This is a genomic window from Microtetraspora niveoalba, assembly GCF_001570405.1.
In the GTDB taxonomy this organism is placed as follows: domain Bacteria; phylum Actinomycetota; class Actinomycetes; order Streptosporangiales; family Streptosporangiaceae; genus Microtetraspora; species Microtetraspora niveoalba.
In genome coordinates, this window is sequence record NZ_BBYM01000008.1 from 155,041 (window position 1) to 171,751 (window position 16,711).

Consider the following 16,711-nt stretch of genomic DNA (forward strand, 5'->3'; position numbering starts at 1 on the left):
CCCTGTGGAAGACGAGCGGCGGCTCCTTGTCGGCGGGGTCCGGACGCGACCGGGCGCGGACGGACATGATCAAGGAGCTGACGGCCGGACCGCGCCGCCGTTAGCGTGGTGCGGCGATCATCCGGTCGACACGGCCGGATGACCATCGGCCGAGACGTAATCGGAGGCGCCGTCCCGTGCGGAGGAACCGCGGGTTCACGATCTTCCTGGTCGCTCAGACGCTGTCCGTGGCCGGTGACACGTTCACGATGATCGCGATCCCGCTGCTCGCGCTCAAGGCGACGGGTTCCGTACTGCAGATGGGCCTGCTGACCGGCCTGTCCGGGACGGCGTCGATCATCACGGGGCTCTTCGCCGGGGTCGTCGCCGACCGCCTGAACCGCCGGGCGGTGCTGATCACCTGCGATGTCGCGCGGGCCCTCCTGTACGCGCTCATCCCGATCGTGTGGCTCTTCGGCCCGCAGGTGTGGCTGCTGTACGTCATCGTGCCCATCGGCGCGTGCTTCGCCATGACGTTCCAGGTCACCTACGTGACCGTGGTGCCCGCACTCGTGGAGCCGGACCGGATCACCGAGGCCAACGGCCGCCTCTCCGCGTCGTACTCCATCGCCGGAGTGCTGGGGCTGGCGCTGGCCGGCGCGGTGGCGGGGGCCTTCGGTCCTTCCGTCGCGATCGCCGTCGACGCGGCGAGCTTCGCCGCCTCCGCGCTCGGTCTGTGCTTCGTGCGGCCGGGGACCCGGAGCGCCACGGCGCCCGGCCCGGCGGCGGCGCCCCTGCGCGGGTTCCTGGACGGCGCCGGGTTCCTGTGGCGGCACCCGGTGTTGCGCTCGCTGACCGTGCTGCTGTCCGTCTTCGGCTTCGTCATGCTCGGCCTGACGGATGTCACCATCTACCACCTCAAACGCGACCTCGGCCAGACGGACGCCGCCGTGGGGACGGTCCTCGCGACCTCCTCCGTGGGCACCGTCGCCGCGTCCGCGCTGGTCGCCCGCGTACGCAGGAGATTCGGCTTCGGTCCCTGCTGGATCGCCGCGCACGCGCTCGCCGGGATCGCCGTGGTCTGGCTGGCCGTGGCGGGTCACGTCGCCCCCGTCGTCGCGTTGCTGACGGCGGTCACGTTCGCCACGGCCCTGGCGGGGATCTGCTCCATGTCGCTGCGCCAGGAGGTCACCCCCGACCACCTGCTCGGACGGGTCACGTCCGCGTTCTGGACCATCCACTCGGCCCTCGGGCCGATCGGCGCGGCCGTGCTCACCGCAGCCGCCGGCCGTTACGGCGCCGCCGCGGTGTACGTGGCCGCGGGGACGGCCTGCCTGCTGGTCGCCGTCGCCGCCGTGTTCACGCCCGTACGGCAGCCGCGCCCGGAGCGCCGGCTGGCCGAGACGGCGTGAGCGCGGCCGGGCGGGTCACTTCTTGCAGATGTTCTCGGTGGCCGTCTTCGCCGACGGCGTGGGCGTGGGTGTCGCGTCCGCGGTGGGCTCGGCGGCGGGCACGGTGACCTTCACCTTCTTGACCGTGTTGTGGGTCTGGCCCACGACGACCTCGATGCCCTGGACGTCCGCCTCGCGCAGCTCGGCGCCGGGGATCGCGGCGGCGACGGTGCGGGCCGAGTCCTCACGGCCCTTGGCGTACCGGACCACGGTGGTGGTGAAGTCGCGGTTGGCGGTGTCGCCCGGCGCGGCGGGCACCATGAACCCGGCCCCGACCAGCGCGGCCTTGGTCCTGGCGCCGAGCCCGGTGATCAGCGTGCCGTTCAGCACGCGGACGGCGATGCGCTCCGGCGGGATGGTGAGCGACGGGGACGCGGACGGCGACGGCTTGGCCGAGGGCGACGCCTTGGCCGAGGGCGACGCGGCGGCGGTCGGGCCGGCGAGCGGCTGGTCGGAGTCGATCCGCTGGAACAGCTCCCGCGCGGCCTTCTTGTCCCACAGGACGGCGGACTCCTTGGTCGGCGTCATGAAGTCGACGTCGGACAGGGGGACGGTCACGAAGGTCACGTCGTCGGTGGAGACGTCCTTGAGCTGACCGGCGAGGCCGACCACGTCCTTCTTCAGGGCGTCGTCCACGGTCAGCGTCTTGAGCGTCGAGTTGACCAGACCGGTGAGCCTGGCCGGGTTGGTCAGCGTGCCCCCGCTCATGGCCTTCTGGATGAGCGCCGAGATCACCTGCTGCTGGCGGTCGATCCGGTCGAGGTCGGAACGCGCCGTCGCCCGGGTGCGCGCGTACGCGAGCGCGTTCGCGCCGTTGAGCTCGTACGTCCCGGGCTGGAGATTCAGTTTGGTCTTCGGGTCGTTGATCGCGACCGGGGTGCAGACGGTGACGCCGCCGAGGGACTCCACCACGTCGATGAAGCCCAGGATGTTGACCTCGACATAGTGGTTGATCTTGAGGCCGGTCGCCTGCTGGACGGTGCGGACCGCGAGCTTCGCCCCGCCGTACTGGTACGCGGAGTTGATCTTGTGGGTGCCGTAGCCGGGGACCTCGGTCCAGCTGTCTCGGGGGAGGCTGACGACCGTGATCTTCCGATGGTCCTCCGACAGGTGGATGACCATCATCGTGTCGGTGCGCTGGCCCTCCTCGCGGCCCAGGTGGAGCTCGTTCTGCTGCCGCCGGCTGAGGTCGTCCCGCTTGTCCAGGCCGACCAGGAGGATGTTCATCGCGCCCTGCGGCGCCGACGCCTCGGTGCCCGCGTCCACCGACCTGATCTGGCTGGCCGCGTAATTGGGGATCGCCCACAACGCCCCGGAGCCGAGCAGCACCGCCGTCGAGAGCGAGCCGGAGATGATCAGCGACCGGAGACCGGCGCGCCCGCGCCTGGCCCGCCTGGCCGCGAGCCTGACCCCGCCGTTGCCGTCGCCCCCCACGCGAACGCCGGAGTCCTCCTCACGAGCGCCGGAGTCCTCCTCGTGGTCGCCACGCATCCGCGGTCACCTTTCGGTTGCCGTCTCCGCCCCCACGTACAGTAGCGTGAGCCAGGCCATGAAGCCCTTCCCCGACTCGCCACAAATGAGCCAGTCGCCCTCGCGCGTCTGGCCGCCGATTTCGGTCATCATGCCGGTGCTCAACGAGGAGCGGCACCTGGCTGAAGCCGTACGGCAGGTCCTCGCCCAACAGTACGAGGGCCCGATCGAGGTCGTCCTCAGCGTCGGCCCGTCCCACGACCGCACGCAGGAGGTCGCGGACGCGATCGCCGCGGCCGACCCGCGCGTCGTCGTCGTGCCGAACCCCACCGGCCGCACGCCCAACGCGCTCAACGCGGCCATCGCCGCGTCCCGCAATCCGATCGTCGCCAGGGTGGACGGGCACGCCATGCTCCCGCCCGACTACCTGGCCACCGCCGTCGAGACCCTGGAACAGACCGGCGCGGACAACGTCGGCGGCATCATGGCCGCCGAGGGCGTCACCCCGTTCGAGGAGGCCGTCGCGTGCGCGATGACCTCCAAGATCGGCGTCGGCAACGCCCGGTTCCACACCGGCGGCCAGGCCGGCCCCGCCGACACCGTCTATCTCGGCGTCTTCCGGAGGGAGGCGCTGGAGCGGGTCGGCGGCTACGACGAGCACTTCCAGCGCGCCCAGGACTGGGAGATGAACCACCGCATCCGGGAGACCGGCGGCCTGGTCTACTTCCAGCCCCGGATGCGGGTGTCCTACCGCCCCCGGCCGAACGCCCGCGCCCTGGCCAAGCAGTACTTCCACTACGGCCGCTGGCGGCGGGTGGTCTCCCGGACCCACCAGGGGACCATCAACCTGCGCTACCTCGCGCCGCCCGCGGCGGTGCTCGCCATGGTGCTCGGCATCGTGGTGTCGCCGTTCTTCTGGCCCGGCCTGCTCGTCCCCGGGGCGTACCTCGCGGCGATCCTGGCCGGGTCCGTGCTCACCGGGCGCGGGCTGTCGGCCGCCGCGCTCGCCCGGCTGCCGCTGGTCTACGCCACGATGCACGTCTCGTGGGGCACGGGCTTCCTGACCAGCCCGCCACGGCTCAGCAAGCCGCGCCCCGCGCCGCAGGGAACGGGCACCCCCGTTCGGAACCCCTACGGCGAATAGTCCCTAGGCGACCTCGTCGCCGGCCGTCGCGAGGCTGCGGCCCGCCGCGGCCGCCGCCTCGCCGCCGCCCGCCCTCGCGCGGGCGGCGGTCACGGCCTCGTCGAACCGGGTGAGCGCGTCCGGGTGGTCCGGCCCGAGCAGGTGGCCCCTCAGCTCGCGCCGGGCCTCCGCCAGGACGTCCTCCTCCGGACGGATCCGCGACACCACGCCGGGCAGCTCCGCCCGGTCCGGCCCGATCAGGTAGGCCGCGGCCGCCGTCGGATACCGCTCCCGGAACTCCCGCTCGGGCAGCCCGGCGACGTTCGTGACCGCGTACGGCTTGCCGCTCGCCAGGAAGTCGGCGATCACGCTGGAGATGTCGCTGATCAGCAGGTCGGCTCGGTTGAAGCACTCGTACAGGTGCGGTTCGTCGCCGGTCACCGCCAGGTGCGGCACGGCTCCGTCACCGGCGTCGCGCAGCGTCCGCATGATCGCGGCGTGCGCCCGGCGCGCGGCTGCGGAGCGGTGGCCGGTGAGCGGGTGCGGCTTGTAGATCACCCGCACGCCGAGGGCGAGCAGCTCGCGCACCAGCGCCGGCCCCATCGTGATCACCGAGGTGTGGAACAGGTCGTCCGTCCATCCCTCCCATGTGGGGGCGTACAGGACGCTCGGGTACGGCAGGCCGGGGCCGGTCCGCCGCACGCCGGCGAGCTGGGGGCGGCCGACCTCCACGATCGCCTCGTCGCGCACGCCGACCCCGGCGCGGCGGTAGCGGTCCCGCCCGGCGGGACCGGCGACCCACACCTCGTCGTACACCTTGGTGAAGGGGTTGAACGACGCCTCCTTGTCGCTGTCGCCGTGCCCGATGAAGACGCTGACGACGCCCGGCGTCCGCAACATGTGGATGTTGTTGCCGACGTTGGAGGCGAACAGGGCGACCCGCGCGGTGTCCAGGCCGCGGAAGTTCATCATGTCGACCGCGGAGGGGATGCACAACACGGGGAGCGTCGTCTCGCCCAGCGCCCCGAGCAGCTCCCGCTCCCGCAGCACCACCAGCGCCCGCGCGCTGATGCGCTCCAGCGGGCCCAGCCACATCGTGGCCTGGTAGGCCGAGTCGGCCGGGCCGGAGAAGTACAGCAGCACCTCGGGCCGGTACGCGCGGACCCGCTCGTCCACGGCCGCGATGACGCCGCGCCGGTCGGCCAGCGGCGCGGCCCGCCGGACGTGGACGGACAGGGCCAGCACGGCTGCGGCCTCCAGTGCGAGCGCGGCCCCCGCCCCGGCCGCGCCCAGCCAGTCGTTCCCGGTCAGCGCGCCGAACGCGGCCGTCGCCACCGGCAGCGCGTCCAGGTACAGCAGACGCGCGCCGCGCCAGTTGACCAGCGTCTCAGGCGGCGCGGGCGGGAAGGCGACGTCGACGTTCCTGGTGTCCACCGGCTTCAGGTTGTGGCACCGGTTCAGGTACGTGGCCAGCCCGCTGTGCGCCGCCCGCGTCCAGTGGAACAGGAACAGCCCGCCCGCGAGGAGCGCGAACCACGTGGAGTCCGCGCCCGCCGTCCTGGCGAGCAGCAGCACGGCCGCCATCTCGCGCATCAGGAAGCGCAGCGTGGCCGGGAGCTGGAGCCGGCCGAGCCGTTCCGCGGCGCGGGCCGGCAGCGCCGCCTCCGCCCCGTACGACAGCGGCGCCAGCACCGCGAAGACCCACGGAAGCGGGTACAGCGCGGCCGCCGTGAGCGCCGGATAGAACGCCAGCACCACCCCGCCGAGCAGCGCGTTTCTCCCCGTGAACGATGCCCCCATGCACCGCTGCCTACCCACTCACCTCGTCAGACGCACGTCGATGACGTGTCCCGTGAGTCGGGAGATGAGCACGTCCAGGCTGGTGCGGGCGACCGCGGCCGACGAGAGCAACGTTCCGGCCGGTTCGTCGCCGAAGGCCCGCAACCGCATCGGCGTGGCGGTGCGCTCGGGATTGACGCAGTTGACCCGCACGCCCTGGTCGGCCCACTCGTCCGCGAGTGCCTGGGTGAGGTTGACGACCGCGGCCTTGGTCGAGGAGTAGAGGCTGTAGTCGGCCCGCCCCCGCGTGTACGACGAGGAGGTGTAGAGCAGGAGCTGGCCGCGCGTCTCCGCCAGGTACTTGAACGAGGCGCGGGCGATGTTGACCGGGCCGAGGTAGTTGACGCCGACCGTCTCCTCGATGGTGGAGTGGTCGGCCTCGCCCAGCTTGCCCATGTGCAGGACGGCCGCCGTGTTGACCACGTAGTCGATGCGGCCCGTTTCGGCGTACACGCCGGCGAGCGCGTCCTCGACGGCCGCGGAGTCCTGGACGCGCACGCCGTTGACGGTGCGGGAGAAGGAGTGGACGGTCGCGCCGTAGCCGCGGGCGAGCCGCACGATGTCGGCGCCGATGCCGTAGCTGCCGCCGAAGACGACCAGGCACCTGCCGCGCAGCGCCTCGTGGTAGCCCTCCTCGGACGGCGCGGGGGCGGTGCTCTCGGCGAGCTGGAACAGCTTGTCGGCGATGAACACGTCGACCGGGTGGGTGACCTTCATGTTGTGCTCGCTGCCCGGCACGAGGTAGATCGGCACGTCGGGGAGGTAGCGCAGCACGACGCCGCAGTCGTCGGTCGCGGGCAGCTTGTCGAAGTCGGGGTCGGCGAAGGCCCGCTCGTACGCGGCGCGGATGACCGACAGCCGGAAGCACTGAGGGGTCTGGCCGCGCCGCAGCCGCGAACGGTCGGGGATGTCGCGGATGATCTCGCCGCGCGGCCCGGGGACGGCCACGACGACGGTGTCGGACGAGGGGATGGCCACGTCCACCGCCTCGTAGCGGGCGAGCGCGGCCACGCAGTCGCTGATGATGCGCGGCTCGACGAGCGGGCGGACCGCGTCGTGCAGCAGCACGTCGCACTCCTCGTCGCCGAGCGCCTGGAGCGCGCGCCACGTGGTCTCGGTGCGGCTCGCGCCCCCTTCGAGGATCTTGGTGACCTTGCCGTAGCCGTTCCGCTCGACCAGGGAGGCGACCTCGTCCGTGAAACCGGGGGTCATCAGCACGACGACCTCGTCGATCTCCGGATGGCCGTCGAACACGGAGAGCGTGTGCTCCAGGATCGTCCTGCCGGCGACCTTGATGAGTTGCTTGGGGGTGTTCAGCCCCACCCGCTGGCCGACCCCGCCGGCCAGCACGACCCCAACCGTACGCAGACGCGATTTCGCGATCATGATGCCTCCCCGCACTGACCATACCCGCAGGCCGTTCGCGAACCGCTGCCGAATGGCATTGCCACCCCGTGATCACTCGGTTACGTTGCGGTGTGGACCCGAAGTGATCACAGCGGAGTGGGAGACGATGGAGGCACCAGCGGCCCGGGGAGCGCCCGGCACCAGACCCGGGGCCGCGTCGGGCGCCGTCGCCGTGATCTTCGCGACGACGCCCGCGGCGCGCCTGACGTCCGGGAAGGCCACCCTGCTCGACCGTCTCACCGCCCAGCTCCGCACGCTGTCCGTCCGAGAGGTCCAGGTGGTCGCCCGAACCGAGGACACCGGCGGCGGCCTCGCCGACGACCTGCGCGCCGTCGCCAAGGCGGCCCGGGCCTCCAGCGGCCCGATCGCCGTGCTGTACGGCGATCTCGTGGCCCACACCGAGGCCCTGGCGGCGGTGCTCGACCATCCCTCACGCGGCTCGCGGGCGCTGGTCGCCCCCGGCCCCGCCGCGCCGCCCCTGCCGCCCGTACGCACCCGGAAGGGGCGCATCGCGGCGGCGGGCAACTCCTTCCACCGGGTCGAGGCGCCCGACGCCGCCTTCCACGGCGTCCTCCAGGTCGGCGAGGCCCACCTCGCGAGCCTCGCCGACGTGGCCGAGGAGCTCGCCGACCTCGCCCAGAACCGCGGGCTCGGCCGGGCGGGCGACACCGAGGTGGCCGACCTGCTGCTCGCCGGACTGGTCCGCGCCGGGGTCCCCGTACGGGCCGCGCCGCTGGGCGGGCTGCACTGCGCGCGGGTGACGAGCCAGGGGGCGGCCGACGAGGCGGTGCGCCGCCTCTCCGATGTGGACGAGCGCGCGGCCCGGCTGCGGGCCGCCGTCAAGTCCGACGACGGCCTGTTCGCCACCTACTGCGTGAGCACCTGGTCCCCCCATCTCGTACGGCTCGCCGCGCGGCTGCGCATGACGCCCAACGCGATCACCGGCGTCTCGGTCGGCCTGGCCGTGGTCGCGGCGGTCTGGTTCACGGCGGGGGAGCGGGGGGCCCAGATCGCCGGGGCGGCGGCGCTCCTGCTGTCGTTCGCGCTCGACTGCGTGGACGGCCAGCTCGCCCGGTACACACGGAGCTTCTCGCCGCTGGGCGCCTGGCTCGACGCCACCTTCGACCGGGTGAAGGAGTACCTCGTCTACGCCGGGCTCGCCATCGGGTACGCCGGAAGCGTCCAGGCCGGGGAGACCGGGCCGGGCGGCATCTGGGCGCTCGCGGTCGCCGCCATGCTGCTGCAGGCCCTCCGGCACATGATCGACTTCTCGTACGCGGGCGGCCTGGCGGACGCGACCCGGGACGGCGAGCGCCCGCCGCTCCCCCTCTCCGTCGCCTCGGACCTGCCGCACCTGGACGACCCGGGCGGCGGGCTCAGAAAGGGCGGGGCCGGCGCCGCGACGGACGGCAGCGTCGCGAGCCGGGTGGCCTGGCTGTCCCGGCGGCTCGACCTGGGCGTGGCCACCCGGTGGGCGAAGAAGGTGGTCGTGCTGCCCATCGGCGAGCGTATGGCGCTCATCGCCGTCACCGCCGCCGTGTTCAACGCCAGGGTGACGTTCCTCGCCCTGATCGGCTGGGGCGCGCTGGCGCTCGCCTACACGCTGGCCGGCCGCGTCGGCAGGTCCCTCACATGAGCGGGGAGCGGGCATGATCTTCGTCCACATGACGCCGGTGCCGCGCAGCGCGGTCGTCGCCTACCGGGACGACGGGGCGCTGTCCCGGGGGATGGGCGCGCTGGTCGCGGGCCAGCTCCCGCCGCTGCCGCCCGCCGTCGCCGGGGCCTTCGTCACCGGGGTGCTGCTCGCCGTCGGCGTCGCGGCCACCGACGGCCTGGCGGTCTTCGCCCCCGCGGTGGCCCTGCTGCTCGCCGGTCCGGGCAGCTCCCACCGGCACGACGGACGGCTCGACTGGCTGGTCCCGCCGATCCTGCGGCTGACCGAGTACGGCTTCGTCGCCTCCGTCGGCTTCGCGCACGGAGTCCCACCACTGCTGATCTTCGCGTTGCTCGGCGCGATCGTGTTCCACCACTACGACACGGTGTACCGGGTGCGGCAGCACGTCTATCCGCCGCCGTGGCTGGCTCCGGCCGGGCTGGGCTGGGAGGGCCGGATGCTCGCCGTCGCGATCGGCGGCGCCCTCGACCTGGTCACCGCGATGTTCGCGCTGCTCTGCCTGTACCTCTGGGGCCTGTTCTGCTGGGAGAGCGTGACCTGCTGGCTCGCGGCGCCGCGGTCGGGCGTCGAGGCGGCCGATCTCGGCGCCGGGGACTGACCGGAACGGGTCCGGACCACGGCGGATGAACCCCGCCTCACGTACGGATTACACGATCAGGGCACAAAGGCAACTAATCTTTGGGGTTACTGTCAGTCGATCGACTCTAGGAGTGCACGTTGCTGGGAATGGTGCTGGCCGCCGGAGCCGGACGCCGCCTGCGGCCGTACACCGACACGCTGCCCAAGGCGCTCGTGCCGGTCGACGGCGAGACCACGATCCTCGACATCGCCCTGCGCAACCTCGCCGCGGTCGACCTGCGCGATGTCGTCGTCGTCGTCGGCTACCAGGCGCAGGCCGTACACGAGCGCCAGGCGGACCTGGAGCGCAGGCACGGTGTGAAGCTCACCCTCGTGCACAACGACAAGGCCGAGGAGTGGAACAACGCCTACTCCCTGTGGTGCGCCCGCGACCACTTCGCGCAGGGCGCGCTGCTGGTCAACGGCGACACCGTGCACCCCGTCTCGGTCGAGGAGACCCTGCTGTCGGCGGACCACACCAGCGACGTCCTCCTCGCGGTCGACGACGTGAAGGTCCTGGCCGACGAGGAGATGAAGGTCACACTCGACGGCGGCAGCCTCCGGCGCATCACCAAGCTGATGGACCCGGCCGAGGCGTACGGCGAGTACATCGGCGCCACGCTGATCCGCCCGGGCGCGGCCGAGCGGCTGGCCGACGCGCTGCGCGCCACCTTCGAGCGCGACCCGCAGCTCTACTACGAGGACGGCTACCAGGAGATGGTCGCCCGGGGCGAGAAGATCTCCGTCGCCCCGATCGGCAAGGTCGACTGGGTCGAGGTGGACAACCACGACGACCTGGCCAGGGCGCGCGAGATCGCGTGCCGCTACTAGGTCCGGCGCTCCTCGGGTCGTTCCCCGCGCCGTCGCGCCGCCGGGAGCGGCGCCCCGCCGCCGCGCGACGCACCCCCCTGGACGCCGCCCCCTCCGGTGCCCACGTTCCCGTGACCTAAGGAGACGCTCTTGCCGATTCTGGCCAGGATGCTCCCCGCCCCCCTCATGATGGAGGTCCGGCGGGGCGCGATCGCGCAGCTCGGTGTGCTGCTGTCCGACAGCCGGGTCGCCACCTCAGGCCGCGTCGCCGTCGCGGTCGGGGTGAGCCAGGGTGACAAGATCGCGGAGGTGATCACGCCGTCCCTGGGCGAGGCCCGGATCTTCCGGGTGCCCGACGGCTCGGTGGACGCCGCCGTCTCCCTCGGCGCCGACCTGCGGAAGGGGGCGTACGAAGCGGTCATCGGCATCGGCGGCGGCAAGACCATCGACGCGACCAAGTACGCCGCGTCCCTCGCCGGCATCCCGATGGTGGCGGTCGCCACGAACCTCTCGCACGACGGCATCTGCTCGCCGGTCGCCTCCCTCGTCCACGACGGCGGCAAGGGCTCCTTCGGGGTGCCCATGCCGCTCGCGATCATGGTGGACCTCGACTTCGTGCACGACGCGCCGGAGGCCCTGGTCCGTTCCGGGGTGGGCGACGTCGTGAGCAACCTGTCCGCGATCGAGGACTGGCAGCTCGGCAACGCCGAACGCGGCGAGCCCATCGACGGCGTCGCCGTCTCCATGGCGCGCACGGCCGCCGAGGCGGTGGTCGGCCGTTCCGACTCGATCGAGTCCGACGGGTTCCTCACCGTCCTCGCCGAGTCGCTGATCCTCAGCGGCATGGCGATGGTCGTGGCGGGGTCGAGCCGTCCTTCGAGCGGTGGTGACCATGAGATCCTTCATGCCGTGGATCAGCTTTTTCCCGGAACGTCCAACCACGGCGAGATCGCCGGTGTGGGCGCGGCGTTCTGCTTCTTCCTTCGGGAGGACGCGCGCCGCCTCGACCAGGTCACCGACTGCCTGAGACGGCACGCGCTTCCCGTCACCCCCGGAGACCTCGGCCTGTCGGTCGAGCAGTTCACCGACGCGGTGATGTTGGCTCCGTCGACGCGGCCCGGCAGGTATACCATCCTCGAACACCTCCGTCTGTCGGAGACCGAGGTCAAGGCGAGGGTGGAGGACTATGTCCGCGCCGTCGGTCGCTGAGCTGCGCGCGGTCGCGCAGCCGCAGACCACCATGGACCGCCGCAGCGGCGAGCACTGGGCCGGCCTGCTGTACATGCGGAAACTGTCCATCTACGCGACCTGGGTGCTGGCCAAGACCCCGATCACGCCCAACCAGGTCACCGGCCTGATGATCCTTTGCGGCGTGCTCGCGGGAGCCGTGCTCGCGCTTCCCGGGCTCTGGGCCGCCGTCGGCGCCGCGGTGCTGATCCAGGTCTACCTGCTGCTCGACTGCTCCGACGGCGAGCTGGCCCGGTGGACCGGCCGCACCTCGATCGCCGGGGTCTACCTCGACCGGGTGGGCCACTACCTCGCCGAGGCGGCGCTGCTCATCGGCCTGGGCTTCCGGGCGTCGGAGGTGCTGCCCGACTGGTACACCGTGCTCGGCGTCGCGGCCGCGCTCGGCGCGATCCTGATCAAGGCCGAGACCGACCTGGTGGACGTCGCCAGGGCGCGGTCCGGACTGGTGGCCGCCACCGAGGCGTCCGCGGGCCAGTTCCAGTCCCGCGGGCTCGGCGCGGCGCGGAAGGTCGCCGCCGCGCTGCGCTTCCACCGCGTCATCCAGGCCGTCGAGCTGTCCCTGATCGTGGTGGTCGCCGCGGTGCTCGACTTCTGGTTCCCGGCCACGCGGATCCTGACCGTCGCCTGCGCGGTGATCGCGGGTCTCCAGCTCGTGCTGCACCTCGTCAGCATCCTGGCGTCGCGGCGGCTGTCGTGATCCCGGTCTTCTCGACGTCCACGGGAGGGAAAGCGGGGAACCCGGAGGCCGCTCGCCGCGTCCGAGTGTTTGGTGGGGCTTCGGTTTCCGTTCCGATACCCTTGTTGCGCAGTAAACCAGACAGGTCCGGGATGGTTCGGCCGTACAGACTCGGTGATCATGAAATCGTGTGCCCGCAGCCACGCGTCGAGGCGATGACGCGGTGAAGATTTCGTGCGTCATCCTCACCATGGGGAACAGGGTCGTCGAACTGGACCGCGCGGTCGAGTCCGCGCTCTCGCAGACCGACGGCGACGTCGAAGTGGTGGTCGTCGGAAACGGCGCGGACGTGCCGGAGCTCACGGCCCGGCCGCGACCCGGCTCCGCCGCGACGGTCAAGACCGTACGGATCGGCCACAACGCGGGCATCCCCATGGGCCGCAACCGCGGCGTCCAGGAGTGCTCGGGCGACGTCGTGCTGTTCCTCGACGACGACGGATGGTACGCCGACGACAAGCTGGTCGCGCACGTCCGCGAGCGCTTCGCCTCCGAGCCCGACCTCGCGGTGATCTCCTTCCGCGTGATGGATCCCGACGGCGGCTCGGTGCAGCGGCGGCACGTCCCCCGGCTCCGTGCCGGCGACCCCGAGCGTTCCTCGCCGGTCACCACGTTCCTCGGCGGCGCCTGCGCGATCAGGCGGTCGGCCTACCTGCAGGTCGGCGGGCTGCCCGAGCGGTTCTTCTACGCGCACGAGGAGACCGACCTGGCCTGGCGGCTGCTGGGCGAGGGCTACCGGATCGAATACGACGCGCGGACCGTCATGTACCACCCGCTGGTGCTCCCGACCCGGCACGCCGACTTCTTCCGGCTGAACGCCCGCAACCGGGTGTGGCTGGCGCGCAGGAACCTCCCCTGGCCGCTCGCCGTGCTGTACCTGGGCAACTGGATCGTCCTCACCCTGCTGCGCGAGCGGTCGGCGGCGTCGCTGAAGGCCTGGTTCAAAGGCTTCCGCGAGGGGCTGCGCGAGCCCGCGGGCGAGCGCCGGCCGATGGCGTGGCGCACGGCGTGGCGGATGCTCCGCCTCGGCCGCCCGCCGATCGTCTAGCGACTCCGTACAGGCGGCTCACGGCCTCCGGGCGGCGGATCCGGGACGGAGCGTCCGGGCCCCCGGGCGGGCCTGTCACGACCGGTTGAGGTAGACGAGGACCGCGAGCACGCGGCGGTGGTCCTCGTCGGAGCCGGACAGGCCGAGCTTGGTGAGGATCGAGCTGACGTGGGTCTCGACCGTACGGTCCGTCAGCCAGAGCCGCCGGGCGATGCCGACGTTGGTGCGGCCCTCGGCCATCAGGGCCAGCACCTCGCGCTCCCGGGCGGTCAGCGACCGCAGCGGATCGTTCGCCCGGTGCCCGCCGATGAGGCGGGAGACGACCTCGGGGTCGAGGGCGGAACCGCCGGCCGCCACCCGGCGCAGCGCGTCGAGGAAGTCGTCCACGTCGAAGACCCGGTCCTTGAGCAGGTAGCCGAACTTTCCCGTGGACACCAGCTCGACCGAGTGCCGGGTCTCCACATGCTGGGAGAGCAGGACGATGCCCAGCTCCGGCCGGGCGGCGCGGATCTCCCGGGCCGCCCGCGCGCCGTCGTCGGTGAGGTCGGGCGGCATCCGGATGTCGATGATCGCCAGGTCGGGGTCCGTGGCGGCGACGGCGGCGACCAGGCCGGGGGCGTCCTGGGCCTTGGCCACGACGTCGTGCCCCGCGTCTTCGAGCAGGCGGGCCAGCCCCTCCCGGAACAGCGCGGAATCCTCGCCGATCACCACGCGCACGGCAGCACCGCCTCCACCAGGGTTCCTCCGCCGTCCGGGCTGGTCAGCCGGAGCGAGCCCCCGGCGGCCGTGACCCGGTCGGCCAGTCCGGCCAGTCCCGCCCCCGGGCGGATCACGGCCCCGCCCGGGCCGTCGTCGCTGATCCGCACGGTCACCCGGTCGCCCGCGCGGCTGACCCGGACGCCGATCGCGGCGGGACCGGCGTGCTTGACCGCGTTCGTCATGGCCTCGCTCGCCACGTAGTACGCGGTCACGACCACGTCGTCGGGCAGGTCGTCGGCGGCGACGTCGAGCGTCACCGGCACCGGCGCCTTGCCGGCCAGCATGGTGAGCGCGTTCCCGAGTCCGTCGTCGAGGCTGCTCGGGCGCAGTCCGTGCGCGATCTGGCGCAGCTCGGCGACCGCCGCCGCCAGCTCGGCCACCGACCGGTCCAGCAGGTCGTCCACGTTCACGGTGCCGTCGGAGAGGTGGCGCTGCGCCAGCCGGATCGCCATGCCGAGGGAGACCAGCCGCTGCTGCGCGCCGTCGTGCAGGTCGCGTTCGAGCCGCCGCCTTTCCTCGTATCCGGCGCGCAGCAGCCGGGCGCGGCCGGCCTCGGCCTCGTCGAGCGCCCGGCTGACCTCGACGCGCAGCCGTACCACCTCGACGAGCAGCGCGCTCGCGGCGGCGACCTCGCGCAGCAGCTCGCGGCTGCCGGCCGTGCCGCGGACGAGCGCGCCGATCTCGTGCCCGCCGAGCCGTACCGGGGCCACGTGGGCCGCGCCGGGCACGAGGGGGGCGCCCGCCGCGTCCACCAGCCCGGTCTCGCCGGGCAGCCGGTAGCCGACCCGGAGTTCGGGGTCGCGCAGCGCCGCGCGCAGCGTCTCCTCCAGTTGCTCGGGCTGCGCCTGCCCGGCGTGCGTCCGGTCGCGCAGGTCCTGTACGGCGGCGAGGGCGGCCTGCCGCAGCGGGTAGAAGCGCCGGTCCACCCAGCGGCGGAGCCGTACGCGCAGCGGCGACAGCGCGGCCGCGCACACCGCCGTCGCCGCCGCGGCCGCGACCGGCGAGGCCCGGCCCGCGCCGAGGCCCACCACGAACGAGGCGGCAGTGGAGAAGGCCAGCAGGATCGCGGTCACCAGCCCGTACGTGACGGCGGCGCTGATCGCCCGGTCCACGTCGTAGAGGTCGTGCCTGAGCACGGCGATCGCGGTCGCGGCCGGGATCGCCAGGGCCGTGGCCGCCAGGCCGACCAGGGCCGGCTCGGCTCCGCCCATGAAGAGGTATCCGGCCCAGCACAGCAGCAGCGTCAGCGGCAGGAACGCGGCGCCGAGCGTCAGCCACTTGAGCTGCGCCCGCCGTACGTCGTCGGCCGCCCGCCGGTAGCGCGTCACCACCGCGGCGGCGGACGCGACCAGCAGCCCGAGGAAGACCGGCAGCAGGGCGAGCCCCGCGACGCCGAGCACCCCCACGTACGGTTCGGGCAGCCGCAGGAGGTGCGGAGTGTCCTGGAACGGCGGTGCGTACGGGGCGGGGGCGCACGCCACAATCACGATGAACAGCACCGGAACGACCAGCAACCCGGCCGCCGTCCAGCGCCGTCGCCGCCCCGCGAGGCGGCCGTCGGGGAACACGAGCATGAGCATCGCGGCCGGCACGTACAGGAGCATCCAGTCGCCCTGCGACACGGCCGCGTACAGCTCGGAGAGCGGCAGTCCCGGCCGCCGGGTGAACGCCAGCCCGTACAGCTCGCCGAGCGCGAGCCACACCGCCGTCGCGCCGACGAGCACGAGCAGCAGGCCGACCGCGCTGTCCGGCCGCCGCGCGGCGACCACCACCCCGAGCACGACGGAGGGAAGCGCGAACGCCGCGCCCACGAGGAACGTCACCGTCGCGCCCCCGCCGCCGGCGAGCACGGCCAGCACCGCCCCGGCGCCCGCGAGCGCGCACACCGCGACCGCGGCGGCGTAGGCGAGCATCCGGGGAGACGGCACGAGCCAACGGTAGGCCCGAGGACGCGGCACGTGAATACGTGGCAGCACGGAGATCGGAACCCGGGCCCGCACCGACCCGGGACCAGGGCCGGCACCGATCCGCGAGGGGCCCGGCGCGCCGACACTTCGGACGTCGGGACATCCGTCCCCTCCCACCGCCCGGGCTTCCGCCCGGACCCGCCGGTGGCGCATTCGCCCAATCCGTGCGCGGGACGCCCGTCCGGTCCCGCGGCCGGGGTTTCCGTCCACTCCAGGAGGGCCGTATGAAACGCTCCCCCGTCCTCGTCGCCGGGCTGATCCTGTCCGGACTCTTCGCTCTCTTCGACCTCGTGCCGCTGCCGGCCGACGATGGCGCGCAGCCACCGGCGGCCGTGACCGTCGTGGGCATCGTCCTCGCGCTGGCCACCCTCGCCGGGGTCGTGCTCGCCTGGCGCGGCAGCCGCGCCGGAGCCGTGGTCGTGATCGTCACCAGGCTGCTTGCCGGGCTCACCGCCGTACCCGCGTTCTTCGTCGACGGGGTGCCGGCCGAGGCGCGCGTCGCCGCCGCGGTCGGCGTGGTGCTGACCCTCCTCTGCGTCGCCCTGGTCGCCCCGGCGCTCCGGTCACGCGCCTGACCCTCCGCG

14 protein-coding genes are annotated in these 16,711 nt (G+C 73.1%); 9 read left to right on the forward strand and 5 right to left on the reverse strand.

All coding sequences use genetic code 11. From position 1 onward, the window contains the following. The first annotated feature begins 176 nt into the window (after positions 1-176). Positions 177-1,391 (forward strand): MFS transporter, encoded by a 1,215-nt coding sequence (locus tag AWQ70_RS08630; RefSeq protein WP_218004465.1) that lies wholly within the window; start codon positions 177-179, stop codon positions 1,389-1,391. Positions 1,392-1,406: 15 nt separating this feature from the next. Here AWQ70_RS08630 and AWQ70_RS08635 read toward each other — a convergent pair whose 3' ends face one another. Then, entirely contained in the window at positions 1,407-2,921 is a 1,515-nt protein-coding gene (locus AWQ70_RS08635) for an LCP family protein (RefSeq protein ID WP_067172520.1), read from the reverse strand. Here AWQ70_RS08635 and AWQ70_RS08640 point away from each other — a divergent pair. Beyond that, positions 2,848-4,044, forward strand: a complete 1,197-nt coding sequence (locus tag AWQ70_RS08640) for a glycosyltransferase family 2 protein (protein WP_505794577.1) — start codon at positions 2,848-2,850, stop codon at positions 4,042-4,044. The genes AWQ70_RS08635 and AWQ70_RS08640 overlap by 74 nt on opposite strands. Before the next feature lie 3 nt (positions 4,045-4,047). On the opposite strand, the gene AWQ70_RS08645 is transcribed toward AWQ70_RS08640, so the two are convergent. Both AWQ70_RS08645 and AWQ70_RS08650 read right to left on the reverse strand, forming a co-directional pair. After that, positions 4,048-5,823: a CDP-glycerol glycerophosphotransferase family protein gene (locus tag AWQ70_RS08645; RefSeq protein ID WP_067172524.1), complete on the reverse strand. Its 1,776-nt coding sequence runs from the start codon at positions 5,821-5,823 to the stop codon at positions 4,048-4,050. Between the two features lie 18 nt (positions 5,824-5,841). Further along, on the reverse strand, positions 5,842-7,248 hold the full coding sequence (locus AWQ70_RS08650) for a bifunctional cytidylyltransferase/SDR family oxidoreductase (protein ID WP_067172526.1): 1,407 nt from the start codon (positions 7,246-7,248) through the stop codon (positions 5,842-5,844). A gap of 103 nt (positions 7,249-7,351) precedes the next feature. On the opposite strand from AWQ70_RS08650, the gene AWQ70_RS41935 reads away from it, so the two are divergent. The 6 genes from AWQ70_RS41935 (at position 7,352) to AWQ70_RS08680 (ending at position 13,401) form a co-directional block, all read left to right on the forward strand. Beyond that, on the forward strand, positions 7,352-8,905 hold the full coding sequence (locus tag AWQ70_RS41935) for a CDP-alcohol phosphatidyltransferase family protein (RefSeq protein WP_281196860.1): 1,554 nt from the start codon (positions 7,352-7,354) through the stop codon (positions 8,903-8,905). Positions 8,906-8,918: 13 nt separating this feature from the next. Next, positions 8,919-9,542 carry a DUF5941 domain-containing protein gene (locus AWQ70_RS41940; RefSeq protein WP_067172528.1) on the forward strand — a complete coding sequence of 208 codons (624 nt, stop codon included), beginning with the start codon at positions 8,919-8,921 and terminating at the stop codon, positions 9,540-9,542. 119 nt (positions 9,543-9,661) lie between these two features. After that, the gene (locus tag AWQ70_RS08665; RefSeq protein WP_067172530.1) at positions 9,662-10,393 is read left to right on the forward strand and encodes a phosphocholine cytidylyltransferase family protein; all 732 of its coding nucleotides are present in this window, start codon (positions 9,662-9,664) and stop codon (positions 10,391-10,393) included. 147 nt (positions 10,394-10,540) lie between these two features. Next, positions 10,541-11,581 (forward strand): iron-containing alcohol dehydrogenase family protein, encoded by a 1,041-nt coding sequence (locus AWQ70_RS08670; RefSeq protein WP_067172532.1) that lies wholly within the window; start codon positions 10,541-10,543, stop codon positions 11,579-11,581. After that, the gene (locus AWQ70_RS08675; RefSeq protein WP_067172534.1) at positions 11,559-12,317 is read left to right on the forward strand and encodes a CDP-alcohol phosphatidyltransferase family protein; all 759 of its coding nucleotides are present in this window, start codon (positions 11,559-11,561) and stop codon (positions 12,315-12,317) included. The genes AWQ70_RS08670 and AWQ70_RS08675 overlap by 23 nt, the downstream gene beginning before the upstream one ends. Positions 12,318-12,519: 202 nt before the next feature. Further along, positions 12,520-13,401 carry a glycosyltransferase family 2 protein gene (locus AWQ70_RS08680; RefSeq protein ID WP_157529953.1) on the forward strand — a complete coding sequence of 294 codons (882 nt, stop codon included), beginning with the start codon at positions 12,520-12,522 and terminating at the stop codon, positions 13,399-13,401. Between the two features lie 75 nt (positions 13,402-13,476). On the opposite strand, the gene AWQ70_RS08685 is transcribed toward AWQ70_RS08680, so the two are convergent. Then, complete coding sequence (locus AWQ70_RS08685) at positions 13,477-14,118, reverse strand: response regulator transcription factor (RefSeq protein WP_067172536.1); 642 nt, start codon at positions 14,116-14,118, stop codon at positions 13,477-13,479. Next, positions 14,106-16,088 carry a sensor histidine kinase gene (locus tag AWQ70_RS08690; RefSeq protein ID WP_157529954.1) on the reverse strand — a complete coding sequence of 661 codons (1,983 nt, stop codon included), beginning with the start codon at positions 16,086-16,088 and terminating at the stop codon, positions 14,106-14,108. Before AWQ70_RS08690 ends, AWQ70_RS08685 begins: the two co-directional genes overlap by 13 nt. Before the next feature lie 263 nt (positions 16,089-16,351). On the opposite strand from AWQ70_RS08690, the gene AWQ70_RS08695 reads away from it, so the two are divergent. After that, complete coding sequence (locus AWQ70_RS08695; RefSeq protein WP_067172540.1) at positions 16,352-16,702, forward strand: hypothetical protein; 351 nt, start codon at positions 16,352-16,354, stop codon at positions 16,700-16,702. Positions 16,703-16,711: the final 9 nt, after the last annotated feature.